The 12,899-nt window shown below is 66.4% G+C and carries 10 protein-coding genes; 7 read left to right on the top strand and 3 right to left on the bottom strand.

Annotated features, from left to right (window positions below; genetic code table 11):
• Positions 1-124: 124 nt before the first annotated feature.
• From EAH84_RS04560 to EAH84_RS04550, 3 genes are all read right to left on the bottom strand, one after another.
• The gene (locus tag EAH84_RS04560; RefSeq protein ID WP_140868317.1) at positions 125-913 is read right to left on the bottom strand and encodes an NYN domain-containing protein; all 789 of its coding nucleotides are present in this window, start codon (positions 911-913) and stop codon (positions 125-127) included.
• A gap of 31 nt (positions 914-944) precedes the next feature.
• Positions 945-1,433 (bottom strand): GreA/GreB family elongation factor, encoded by a 489-nt coding sequence (locus EAH84_RS04555; RefSeq protein ID WP_140868314.1) that lies wholly within the window; start codon positions 1,431-1,433, stop codon positions 945-947.
• Positions 1,434-1,554: 121 nt separating this feature from the next.
• Positions 1,555-3,549 (bottom strand): lytic transglycosylase domain-containing protein, encoded by a 1,995-nt coding sequence (locus tag EAH84_RS04550; RefSeq protein WP_140868311.1) that lies wholly within the window; start codon positions 3,547-3,549, stop codon positions 1,555-1,557.
• Positions 3,550-3,627: 78 nt separating this feature from the next.
• On the opposite strand from EAH84_RS04550, the gene dapA reads away from it, so the two are divergent.
• From dapA to EAH84_RS04515, 7 genes are all read left to right on the top strand, one after another.
• Entirely contained in the window at positions 3,628-4,512 is an 885-nt protein-coding gene (dapA, locus tag EAH84_RS04545) for a 4-hydroxy-tetrahydrodipicolinate synthase (protein ID WP_140868308.1), read from the top strand.
• Positions 4,513-4,944, top strand: a complete 432-nt coding sequence (locus EAH84_RS04540; RefSeq protein WP_140868305.1) for a hypothetical protein — start codon at positions 4,513-4,515, stop codon at positions 4,942-4,944.
• A gap of 44 nt (positions 4,945-4,988) precedes the next feature.
• Entirely contained in the window at positions 4,989-5,471 is a 483-nt protein-coding gene (smpB, locus tag EAH84_RS04535) for an SsrA-binding protein SmpB (protein WP_140868302.1), read from the top strand.
• On the top strand, positions 5,471-6,040 hold the full coding sequence (locus tag EAH84_RS04530; RefSeq protein ID WP_140868299.1) for a DUF2062 domain-containing protein: 570 nt from the start codon (positions 5,471-5,473) through the stop codon (positions 6,038-6,040). The genes smpB and EAH84_RS04530 overlap by 1 nt, the downstream gene beginning before the upstream one ends.
• Positions 6,041-6,097: 57 nt before the next feature.
• Complete coding sequence (locus EAH84_RS04525) at positions 6,098-8,170, top strand: M13 family metallopeptidase (protein ID WP_140868296.1); 2,073 nt, start codon at positions 6,098-6,100, stop codon at positions 8,168-8,170.
• Between the two features lie 67 nt (positions 8,171-8,237).
• A complete protein-coding gene (locus EAH84_RS04520; protein ID WP_140868293.1) occupies positions 8,238-10,298 on the top strand; it encodes a M13 family metallopeptidase in 2,061 nt (686 codons plus the stop codon).
• Positions 10,299-10,461: 163 nt separating this feature from the next.
• Entirely contained in the window at positions 10,462-12,858 is a 2,397-nt protein-coding gene (locus EAH84_RS04515) for a response regulator (protein WP_140868290.1), read from the top strand.
• Positions 12,859-12,899 lie beyond the last annotated feature (41 nt).

Below are 12,899 nucleotides of genomic sequence, written 5' to 3'. Positions count from 1 at the left end.
CATGATAAGGTCAGCATGATCTGGCCCTCACCGTTCGTGCTGAGCTTGTCGAAGCACGGTGAGTCTAAGGCCCTTCGACAGGCTCAGGGCGAACGGATCGTGTGATTCGCGCCCCAACGCGAGGTCACCGCACCCGCTTGACGAACAGTCGGCCATCGTCGCGGCGTTCGGTCTGGAAATTGGGGACCGCCTGGATCAGATCGCCGAGCCGCCGATAGCCATAGTTGCGCGCATCGAAGCTCGATCGGTTGCCGGCGAGCTGGCCCATTTCCGACACGCTGACATAGCCGCGTTCATCGCGCTTCACCGAATCATAGGCGTCGATCAACAGCTTCACGACTTCGTCGTCGACCGCGGTCGCGTCCTTGCTGGTGGCCGCGGCGCGGGCGGGGGAGGTCGTCCCGATTGGCGCGGGGAGGGCCTCGTCGATCGGCACTTCGACCGTCGGCTTGGCGGGCGCACGCTTTTCCTTAAGCAGCGCGTCGACGTCGATGAAGCGGGTGCACACGCGCTTGAACGCTTCGGGGGTCTTGGTGCCGCCGAAACCATAGACCGGCAGGCCGTCCTGACGGATCCGGGTCGCGAGCGGCATGAAATCGCTGTCCGACGACATGATCCCGAAGCCGTCGATGCGGCCGCGCGCGAGCAGGTCCATCGCGTCGATCGTCATCTTCATGTCGGTCGCGTTCTTGCCCTTGGTGAGGTCGAACTGCTGCTGCGGCTCGATGCCGTGCTTCGAGGTCATGTCCTCCCAGCCCTTGAGCCCCGGCTTGCTCCAGTTGCCATAGACCCGGCGCACGTTGACGCTGCCGAGTTCGGCGAGGACGGTCAGGACGGGGTCGATCGCGTGCCACGAGGCGTTGTCGCCGTCGATCAACAGCGCGATGTTGCGGGCGTGGGTGTCGTTGTTCATGACGGTTCACTCGTAGCGAATGCGCGACGCGTCAACCGTCGCCGCGCGGATAATCGATCCCGACGACTGCATAGCCGCGCTCGCCCGCGGGCAGCGTCACGCGCCGCAGATCGCCGACCGCGGCCCCGCGCAGCGCCCGTGCAAACGGCGAATTCCAGCCGACCCGGCCCGCGCTGGTATCGGTTTCGTCGTCGCCGACCAGCGTCAGCACGCGTTCGTGGTCGTCGTCATCCGCCACAGTGACGATCGCGCCGAACCAGATGCGGGTGCGATCGGCCTGCGCGGCGGGATCGACGACTTTGGCCGCCTTCATCCGTTTCGAGAGCCAGCCCAGCCGCCGGTCGATCTCGCGCAGGCGTTTGCGGCCATAGATATAATCGCCGTTTTCGGACCGATCGCCGTTGCCTGCGGCCCAGGCGATCGTTTCGATCAGCGCGGGGCGTTCGGTCGCGAAAAGAGTGTCGTACTCGCGGCGGAGTGCGGCGTAGCCCGCGGGGGTGATGTAATTGGGGCGGTCCATTTTTGTTACGACAACTCGGTTACCCGTTTCCCCGCGGAGGCGGGGGGCCGGTGCCAAGCAGCGCCATCGTTCGAAACTCTGGACCCCCGCCTGTGCGGGGGAACAAGCGGTGTGTGCAACCTCACCCCGCGCTGTTCTTTCCCAGATACCAGCTCAGCCGGTTGTTGCCGCGGCTCTTCGATCGCGCAGGGTTCATCAGATCGTACACCACCGCATTTTCGAGCACGCGCTGGACGTAATTCTTGGTTTCGTAGATCGGAATCGCCTCGATCCAGTCGACCACGTCCACCCCCGGGGTGCGCGGATCGCCGTTGGCGCGGACCCATTTGTTCACGTTGCCCGGTCCCGCGTTATACGCCGCGACTGCCATCGGATAGCTGCCGTAATTGGCGTACATCCGCGCGAAATAGCTCGATCCCAGCATGATCGACAGATTGGGGTCGGTGGTCAGCGCCGCGGCGTTGTACGAAATCCCGATCTTGCCCGATTGCTCGCGCGCGGTGCCGGGCATCAGCTGCATCAGCCCGCGCGCGCCGGCATGGCTGACCGCAGTCTTGTCGAACTGGCTTTCCTGGCGCGAGATCGCGTGGATCAGCGTCCAGTTATCCTCATAGCCCGCAGGGACCGACACGGTCGGGAAGCCCGCCGCGGTATAGTCGCTGAGCCCGTTGCTTATCGCACTGCGCCCGACCATCACGCCGAGGTCAGGGCGATCGAGCTGCTTGGCGAGTTCGGCGGCGAGGACATGATCGTTCTCGGTCGTCGCGTCGCTCGCGATCTGCTTGATGAACGCGGTCTGGTCCTGCCAGTCGCCGATCTGCCCCAGGAATTTGGCGGCGCTGACGACCTCACGCGACGCGAACGCCGCGCGCACCGCGGGATCGATCGCCGGATTGCCGATCGCGGGGGGCGCCGAATAGGGGCGTCCGAGCCGTTCGGTCGCGAGCTGGCCGTAGAATTGATCGCGATAGCCCGCGGCGGCGGTGTAGAATTGAGTGGCCTCGAGCGTCTTGCCCGCCGCCTGCGCGGCGCGCCCCGCCCAGTACAGCCCCTTCGAGGTCACGGTCGGCGAGTTCGATCCCTTGCCGTAGCGGTCGAACAACACCATCGCGTCCGCGGGGCGACCGAGGTGTTTCAGCGCGACCTGCCCGCCGAGCCAGGCGAGGTTGGTGTATTCGTCACGCTCCTTGTAGCTTTGCGCCGCGACGTCGGTCCCCGCGGGATAGACGTCGGCGATCTGGCGCGCGATGTCGTAGGCGGTCTGATACTGGCCGTCGTTATCGGCACCACGCGCGTTGGTATAGAGGACATCGAGATACTCGCCCGCATCGCCGGGGCGCGCCGACAGCGTGCGCGATTGCGCGAGCCACGTCCGCGCGCTGGGGCTCGCGCCCGAATTGCGCAGCCACACGGCGCGATCGGCGATATAGCCCGCATCGCCGCCATAGATCGTCTGGCCGTTCATCGCGACGTCGGCGGCATTGGGCGCGTTGGTCCGGAGCGCCAGCCGCGCTTCGAACACCGGACGCTTGGCCGCGCTGACATAGGCGAGTTGGCGCGCCGCGGTGGAGGTCGAACCCTGCCACAGCAACGCGTCCATCCGCGCGTCGTGATCGGCGGGGGTGAGTGTCGATCCGAACTGGCCGAGGATCGCGGCCTCGTCGGCAGAGGCGAGCGATCCCATCCGCCAGGCGGTACGCGCCGCGTCGTTGGCTTGTGCGGTGCGCCCCATCGCAGCGAGCGCGCGTGCCTGCGCGACCGTGCCTGAGGTGGTCGTCGGGGGGAATCTGGCGAAGAACCCGACGACGCTGGCGGGCGAGGCGCTGCCCGCCTGGCGTTCGGCGGCGCGGCGGCGGCCAGTTTCGCCGGGCCAGCCGGGATGGTTCATCAGGAACGAGGCATAGCTGTCGAACGGCAGCGCATCGGTCTGCTGGAGCGACCGCCATTGCGCGATCGTCGCCGCGATCCGTCCATCCGCGGGCGTAGCAGGCGTCTGCGGGCCCATGTTCGCCATCTGGGTGCGGTATTTGTCGAGCTGATCCTGCCCGACCATCGTGGTCGCGGCACCCGCGAGGAGGGAAACGAGGACGACGGTGCGGAAGGATGATGCGTGCATGTGGACAGGATACGGATTCAACCCGTATCTGTCCTGAACAAAATCAGATTTCTCGTCGCGGCAGGAGCACGCCATACCATGTTTTCCGGTTCGATCCCCGCGCTTGTAACACCGTTCGGTGACGACGGCGCGTTCGACGAGGCCGCGTATCGCGCGCTGATCGACTGGCAGATCGACCAGGGATCGGCAGGACTCGTCCCCTGCGGCACTACCGGCGAGGCCGCGACGCTTACCGCCGAGGAGCATTTCGGGATCGTCGCGGTCTGCGTGGATCAGGCCGCGGGGCGCGTGCCGATCCTGGCGGGGGCGGGGTCGAACGACACCCGCGTCGCCGCGGACAACCTGCGCCGCGCCAAAGATGCCGGTGCCGACGCCGCGCTGATGGTCCCCCCCTATTACAACCGCCCGAGCCAGGAGGGCATCTTCCAGCATTTCGCGGCGCTGGCGACCGACGCGCCGCTGCCGATCGTGCTCTACAACGTGCCGGGGCGGACGGTGACCGACATCCTGCCCGCGACGATGGCGCGGATCGTGACGACGTTTCCCGACGTGTTCATCGCGGTGAAGGATGCCAGCGGCGCGCTCGCGCGGGTGTCGCAGCAGCGCAGCGGGTGCGGGGCGGGGTTCGTCCAGCTGTCGGGCAACGACGACCTCGCGCTCGCGTTCAACGCGATGGGGGGCACCGGGTGCATCTCGGTCAGCGCCAATGTCGCGCCCCGGCTGTGCGCCGAGTTCCAGGCGGCGTGCGCTTCGGGAGATTATGCCGCTGCGCTCACCCTCCACGATCGGCTTTACCCGCTCCACGACGCGATGTTCGCCGATGCCTCGCCCGGCCCGGTCAAATACGCGATGACCCGCGTCCGCCCCGGCTTTCCCGCCGGGTTGCGGCTGCCGATGACCCCCGCGAACGAGGCGGCTTGCCGGGTCGTCGATGCCGCGCTGACCCACGCAGGATTGATCTAGATGCGCGCCAAGACGATGCAGCAACTGCGCCGCTACCACCTGTATATCGGGATGTTGCTGGCGCCCGCGATCATCTTCTTCGCGTTCAGCGGCGCGATCCAGACGATCGGGTGGCAGGACGACCCCGCACCCCCCGGCTGGATCACCGCGATCGCGAACATCCACAAGAAACAGACGCTGTCGCGTCCCCGCAAGCCGCGTCCTGCCGCGCCCGCGGCGGCGGCTAGCCCCGATCGCCCCCGTGAAGCCCCGGTCGCCAAGGGGCCATCGCCGATCCCGCTCAAGGCATTCGTGCTGCTGTTGTCGGCGGGGCTGATCGCGTCGGCCGCACTCGGCATCGCAATTGCCCTGGCGAACCGCACGACGCGGCGGATGTCGATGATCATGCTCGCAATCGGCATCGTCCTGCCGCCGTTGCTGCTGCTCGTCTAACCGCCCTTCCGCTCGCCGCCCGGAACGCCTACATCGCCGCGTTCATGTCGCGTCCCAAACCACTCGCCTTCGACAAGAAGAAGATCGTCGCCGAGAATCGCCGCGCGCGGTTCGAATATTCGATCGACACCGTCTACGAAGCGGGGATCGCGCTGGTCGGCACCGAGGTGAAGAGCCTGCGCTTCGGCGAAGGATCGATCGCGGAAAGCTATGCCGAGGTGCGTGACGAGCAGGTCTGGCTGGTCAATTCGAACATCCCCGAATTCAGCCACGGCAACCGCTTCAACCACGAGGCCAAGCGCCCGCGCAAATTGCTGCTCCACGAGCGCGAGATCAACAAGCTCCACGGCGCGGTGGCGCGGCAGGGGATGACGCTGGTGCCGTTGTCGGTCTATTTCAATTCGCAGGGGCGCGCGAAGGTGGAACTGGCGTTGGCCAAGGGGCGCAAGGATCACGACAAGCGCGAGGCGATCAAGGAGCGCGAGTGGAAGCGCGACGCCGCGCGCATCATGCGCGACCGGGGTTGATGGCGACGCGCGCCCGGCCCGACCTGTGGCGGGGTCTGCCGGCCTGGGTGCGGCGCGCGATTCCGACCCGCGAATCGATCGAGCGCAACCGGCTGCTCCGCCCGGTCGCGCACCGGATCCTCGTACCCTCGCTATGGCGGTTCAATCGGCGATCGGTGCCGCGCGGCGTGGCGCTCGGCATCTTCAGCGGCATATTGTTTCCGTTCGCGCATATGGCGATCGCCGCAGGCCTTGCGCTGCCCTTCCGTGCCAACGTGCCGACCGCGGTCGGGGTGACGCTGGTCAACAATCCGATCACCTTCGTGCCGCTGATGGCGGGGGCGTACCAGATCGGTCATTGGCTGCTGCGGGTCGATCGCGTGCTGCCGGGAACGCCGATCGCGAGCAACGTCGTCGCCAATCAGGGCTGGCTCCATTGGCTGGTCGCGCAGGGTGGGCCGGCGACGATCGTCGGGCTGCTGGTGCTGGCAGTGGTGCTCTCGGCGCTGGGTTATGCCGTCTCGAGCTGGGGTTGGCGGCTCCGGATCGCGCACAAATGGCGTAACCGCCACAGCAATATGGAGATTTGACGCAGCGTATCAGTTGAGTACAACACGCGCATCCGACTCTCTTCCCAAGGATCATCGATGCGCAAATCGTTTATCGCCGCCCTGTTGCTCGCCACCGCCGCTTCGGGCGCGGTGTACGCCCAAACCGCGACCAAACCCGCCGCGACCGCGCCGGTCGATGCGACCTCTGGCAAGCCGCAGCTCGGCGATTTCGGGGTCGACCTGTCCGCGATGGACACCTCGGTCAAGCCGGGCAACGATTTCTACCAGTATATCAACGGCAAGTGGGACGCGCGCACCGAAATCCCCGCCGATAAATCGAGCTGGGGCGGATTCGCGATCCTGCGCGACCTGTCCGACACCCGCACCCGCGCGGTGATCGAGGGTGCCGCGAGCCAGCAGAACGCGCCGGGCAGCATCAACGACAAGATCGGCGTCACCTACGCCAGCTTCATGGATGCCGCCGCGATCGACGCCGCGGGTGCCAAGCCGCTCGCACCGTATCTCGCCAAGGTCGCCGCGGTGAAGACCCAGGCCGATCTCGCCAAGGCGTTCGCCGACGGCACGATCGCGGGCATCGACATGCCGATCGGTGCCGCGGTCCAGCAGGATCTCAAGGACAATACAGTCTACACCGTTTATGTCGGACAGGGTGGGCTCGGCCTGCCCGATCGCGATTACTACCTCGTCGACAATCCCAAGTTCGAGGAAGCCCGCACCAAATACGTCGCCTACATCGCCAAGATGATGACGATGGCGGGGCAGCCCGATCCGCAAGGCTCGGCGCAGCGCATCTACGACCTCGAAAAGCAGATCGCGCAGGTCCAGTGGACGCGCGCCGAACAGCGCCAGGTTGAAAAATCCTACAACCCGATGGCGACCGGCGACCTTGCCGCCAAGATGCCCGGGTTCGATTGGCCGGCGTTGCTCGCCGAACAGCGGCTCGGCGGCCAGCCACAGGTGATCGTCGCGCAGCCGTCGGCGCTGACCGGAATCGCCAAGATCGCCGCGGCGACGCCAATGGCGACGTGGCGCGAATATCTCGCCTTTCACACCATCAGTGCGAAGGCGCCGCTGCTCTCGGCGCCGTTCGTCGATACCCAGTTCGCCTTCTATGGCACCGCGCTGTCGGGCACGCCGCAGTTGCGCGACCGCTGGAAGCGCGGCGTCAGCCTGGTCAACGCCAGCCTCGGCGAGGCGGTCGGTCAGGTCTATGTCCAGAAATATTTCCCGCCCGAGGCGAAGGCCAAGGCCGACGAGCTCGTCCACAACCTGATCGCGGCGATGGATATCCGGCTCCAGAAGCTGACGTGGATGGCCCCCGAGACCAAGGAAAAGGCACGCGCCAAGCTCGCCGCCTTCACCCCCAAGATCGGCTATCCCGACAAGTTTCGCGACTATAGCGCGCTGACCGTCGTCAAGGGCGACGTGCTGGGCAATGCGGATCGTGCCGGGATGTTCGAATATAATCGCCAGCTCGCCAAGATCGGCAAGCCGGTCGATCGCAGCGAATGGTTCATGACCCCGCAGACCGTCAACGCTTATGCGAACCCGGTGATGAACGAGGTCGTCTTCCCCGCCGCGATCCTCCAGCCGCCGTTCTTCGATCCCAACGCCGATCCCGCGGTCAATTATGGCGGCATCGGTGCGGTGATCGGGCATGAACTGTCGCACCATTTCGACGACCAGGGCCGCAAGTTCGACCCCAAGGGCAATTTCTCGGATTGGTGGCAGCCGCAGGACGTGACCAGCTTCACCGGGCTGACCGACAAGGTCGTCAAGCAATATGCCGCGTACGAACCGATCCCGGGCGGCCACGTCAACGGCGAGCTGACGCTGGGTGAGAACATGGCCGATCTGGCGGGCGTCAACGTCGCGCTCGACGCCTATCATATCTCGCTCAAGGGCAAGACCCCGCCGGTGATCGACGGTTTCACCGGCGACCAGCGCTTCTTCCTGGGCTTCGGGCAGATCTGGCAGACCAAGAGCCGCGAGGCCGCGATCCGCCAACAGATCACGACCGATCCGCACACCCCGGGCCAGTATCGCGGCTATGTCGTCCGCAACCTCGACGCCTGGTACAAGGCGTTCGACGTGAAGCCGGGCGAGTCCTATTATCTCGCCCCCGCCGATCGCATCAAAATCTGGTAACATCGCTTCCCGAGCCGCCCGTCATCACGACGGGCGGCTCTTTTCTTGTCGTTTAGGAGAGCCGCTCATGAAGCGCATCGTCATCGCCACCCTGCTGGCCGCCACCGCCACCGCCGGGATCGTCCACGCCCAGAGCCGACTGGCACCGAGTAATACCGCCAAACCGGCGAAAGTCGCGGTCGGGCCGGTCAAACCCGTCGCCGCGGCGGGGCCGCAGATCGGCAAATGGGGATTCGACGAAGCGGGTATGGAAAAAACCGTCGCGCCGGGTGACGATTTCTACGGCTATACCAACGGCACCTGGGCGAAGGATACCGCGATCCCCGCGGACAAATCGAGCTATGGCGCGTTCGACGTGCTCGCCGATCTGTCGCGCGACCGGACCCGCAAAATCCTGGAGCAGGCGACCGGGACCAAGATCGGCACCGCGTACACCACCTATCTCGACACCAAGACGATCGACGCGAAGGGCCTCGATCCGATCAAGCCCTGGCTCGCGACGATCAAGGGCGCGACCAAGGCGAATTATGCTGCGATCGTCGCTGAAGCGGATCGCAACGGCGTCGGCGTGCCCTTCGGCACCGGGGTCGGCCAGGACGCCAAACAGCCCGAAATCTATGCGGTCGGGCTGCGCCAATCGGGGCTCGGGATGCCCGATCGCGACTATTATCTCGACGCCAAGAACGCCAAGGAAAAGGCGGCGTACCAGGCGCATATCGCCAAGATGTTTACGCTGGCGGGCGAACCCGATGCCGAGGCGCGCGCCAAGGCGGTGGTCGATTTCGAGACCCAGATCGCGCAGGTCAGCTGGACCCGGATCGACAGCCGCGACGCGACCAAGACCTATAACAAGACCGCGGTCGCCGATCTCGTCCAGGCCGCGCCGGGGTTCGATTTCGTCACCTACCTCAAGGACATCGGCACCCCGGTCGATAGCGTGATCGTCGGCCAGCCGAGCGCGATCACCGGGATCGCCAAGCTGATCGGCGACGCGCCGATCCAGGTCCTCCAGGATCAACTGATGATCCGCAGCCTCGACAATTTCGCCGACGTGCTGCCGACCGCGTTCGATAACGAGCGGTTCGCCTTTTACGGCACGACGCTGTCGGGCACGCCCAAGCAGGAGGATCGCTGGAAGCGCGCGGTGGGATTCACGTCGGGAGCGGTCTCCGACGAGGTCAGCAAGATCTACGTCGCGCAATATTTCCCGCCCGAGACGAAGGCGGCGGCGGACCAGCTCGTCAAGAACGTGATCGCCGCGATGGGCGCGCGGATCGACAAGCTCGACTGGATGGCGCCCGAGACCAAGGTGAAGGCGCACGCGAAGCTCGCGGCGTTCACCCCTAAGATCGGCTATCCGACCCGCTGGCGCGATTATTCGAACCTGAATATCGTCGCGGGCGATGCGTTCGGCAACGAGCTGCGCGCGTCGCAGTGGCGGCATGCGTATAATATCGCGCATCTCGGCAAGCCGCTGCAGCGCTGGGAATGGGGCATGACCCCGATGACGATCAATGCCTATGCCAATTTCGGCATGGTCGAGATCGTGTTCCCCGCCGCTATCCTCCAGCCGCCGTTCTTCGATCCGAAGGCGGACCCGGCGATCAACTATGGCGGGATCGGCGCGGTAATCGGCCACGAGCTGTCGCATCATTTCGACGACCAGGGCGCGAAGTTCGATGCGCACGGCCAGCTTGCCGATTGGTGGACCCCGCAGGACGTGAAGAACTTCAACGCGCGCGAGCAGAAACTGGTCGCCGAATATGACGCGTACGAGCCGCTGCCTGGGATGCACGTCAAGGGCGCGCTGACGCTCGGCGAAAATTCCGCCGATCTCGCCGGGCTGTCGGTGGCATACGATGCCTATAAGAAATCGCTCAATGGCAAGCTCGCGCCGGTGATCGACGGGTTCACCGGCGACCAGCGCTTCTATCTCGGCTGGGCGCAGGTGTGGCGGCGCAATTATCGCGAGGCCAATCTCAAGCAGCGGCTGCTGACCGATCCGCACAGCCCGTCGCAGCAGCGCACCTGGGTCGTCCGCAACCTCGATCCCTGGTATGCGGCGTTCAAGCCCAAGGCGGACGGCAAGCTGGTCCTGGCACCCGCTCAGCGCGTTCGGATCTGGTAGGGTAGGGGTCGCCCTCACCCTTCCCCCTGCCTTCGGCAGCGGGCCCCTTCTCTCGCCCGGCAGCAGAGGGAGGGAGCAGCGCAGCTGCAGAAGGGTGAGGGCAATCACCAGCGGGTCATCATGACCGCTTGACGCCCCCCGTTCCGTGGCGTGAAGACACGCCATGGCCTCGCACCCCTTACCATCGTCGCTCACCCCGACCCGCGTCGCGGCGCTGGCCGCTGGCGGGGCGAGCCTCGTCGCCGCGCTGCTCGTGCTGCTGGTCGCCAGGAACCTGGTGTTCGCCACCAGCTTTCTCGCCGCGGGACTCGTAATCGGCGGGGTGATCATCGCGTGGCGGACGCTCGCGCCGCAACCCAAGCCCGTGGACCGCGAGATCGACTGGGATTTTACCCGCGCGATCGCGGAGGCCAGCGCGGATGCGGTCGCGGTGACCGACCGCGCGGGCCGGCTGGTCTGCGCCAACGACGCCTATGAGGCGATGTTCGCGGGGTTTCCGACGCCCCCCGGGCTGCCGCTGTCGGACGCGGGCATCGGCGCGCTCGGCCAGGCGGGGCGGACCGCGTGGCGCGACGGGTCCGCGAGCGTGACCGGCCTTTCCACCGGCACCGCGCGGTTGATTGCCGAGGTCGCGCGCGCGGGCGAGGATGCCGACATGCTGGTGTGGCGCTTCGCCGCGGTCGCGGAGCAGGATCTCGCCGAGACCACCGCCGAGCTGATCGCGGGTGAGGCGGGCGATCGGCTGGGCAGCGCCGGCGTCATGGCCGCGCTGGTCGAGAGCGACGGGCGGATTCGCGCGGGCAACCGCGTGCTCGCGGCGCGCGCGCTGGTCGGCGATGAACCGATCGCGGGCCATGATTTCGCGCGGCTGCTCATCACCGACAGCCGCGGGCTGGTGCGGTTCGAGCGCGAAGGGCTCGATGGCTCGCCGCTCCGCGTCGTCCAGATGCCGTTGGTGCAGGGGGATCGTTCGCCGGTGCTGGTCGCGCTGCTCGACGATACCGACACCGCCCCCGCGATCGGCGCGAGCGCATCGGCGCATGTCCGCAGCCTGGTCAGCCTGATGCCGTTCGGGATGGCGTTGGTCGATCGCGAAGGGCGGTTCCTGCAGATGAACGATTCGTTCGTTCGCGCCGCCTCGGTCGATCCCGCGAATCCGCCGCTGTATCCGGGCGACCTCGTCGTGCGCGAGGACAAGGCCGCGGTCGGCGATGCGATCCGGCGGTTCGCAGGCGGTGCGACGCATTCGACCGACATGGCGGTGCGGCTAAAGGGCCATCCCGAAGAGCCCGTCGCGTTGACGATCGCGGGCGCGCGGGGTCTGGGCGACGCATCGGTCCTGCTCAGCCTCAAGGACAATTCGGAGGAAAGTCGCCTCAAGCGCGAGGTGGCGCAGGCGACCAAGATGCAGGCGGTCGGCCAGCTCGCGGGCGGCGTCGCGCATGATTTCAATAACATCCTGACCGCGATCATGGGGCATTGCGACCTGATGATGATGCGCCACTCGCCCGGCGACAGCGATTACGACGATATCCAGCAGATCCGGATCAATTCGAATCGCGCCGCCAGCCTGACCCGCCAGCTGCTCGCGTTTAGCCGCCAGCAGACGCTGCGCCCGCAAATCCTCCAGCTCCCCGATGTCGTCGCCGAGGTATCGAACTTGCTGAAGCGGCTGATGGGCGAGACGGTGAAGCTCGACGTCAACCACGGTCGCGCGCTCGGCGCGATCCGCGCCGACCCGGGGCAGTTGGAACAGGTCGTCGTCAACCTCGCGGTCAATGCGCGCGACGCGATGCTGTCGGCGCACCCGACCCGCGGCGGTATCCTGACGATCCAGACCAAGTCGGTCAGCGCCGCCGAGGTGCGCGCGATGAAATCCGACATCCTGCCGATCGCGGACTATACCGCACTGGTCGTCAGCGACACCGGCACCGGCATCCCCGCCGACATTTTGCCCAAAATCTTCGAACCCTTCTTCACCACCAAGGAGGTCGGGAAGGGTACGGGCCTCGGTTTGTCGACGGTCTATGGCATCGTCAAGCAATCGGGCGGCTGGATCTTCGCCGACAGCAAGCCCGGGCCTGGGCCGGACCAGGGCGCTACGTTCTCGATCTATTTCCCGGTCCACGCCTCGGGCGCGGCGGTACGAATCGCCGCGCCGCCTCGCCACGCTGCCAAGCCCGCGGACATGTGGGGGACCGGCACGATCCTGCTGGTCGAGGACGAGGACATGGTCCGCGCGGTGGCCGAACGCGCGCTGACGCGGCAGGGCTATACCGTTCTGACCGCCGAAAACGGCGAGGCCGCGCTCGAACTACTCGAAACCAGCGGGCGGCCCGACTTGCTGATCAGCGACGTCGTCATGCCGATGATGGACGGCCCGACGATGGTGCGCCAGGTGCGCAAGGCCTATCCCGACCTGCCGGTGATCTTCATGTCGGGCTATGCCGAAGAACAGTTGCGCAAATCGATCGACATCGACGCGGTCGCGTTCCTGCCGAAACCCTTTTCGGTCGCGCAGCTCGCCGCCGCGGCGAGGGACATGCTCGCCCCATCATAAGTTGTTGGCAACGCGCAACGATCCCGGCTAGGGCGCACGGC

The organism is Sphingomonas oligophenolica (assembly GCF_006438955.1).
Classification (GTDB): Bacteria; Pseudomonadota; Alphaproteobacteria; order Sphingomonadales; family Sphingomonadaceae; genus Sphingomonas; species Sphingomonas oligophenolica_A.
Note: the sequence above shows the minus strand (reverse complement) of the source record. Positions and strands in the feature narration are given on the sequence as shown.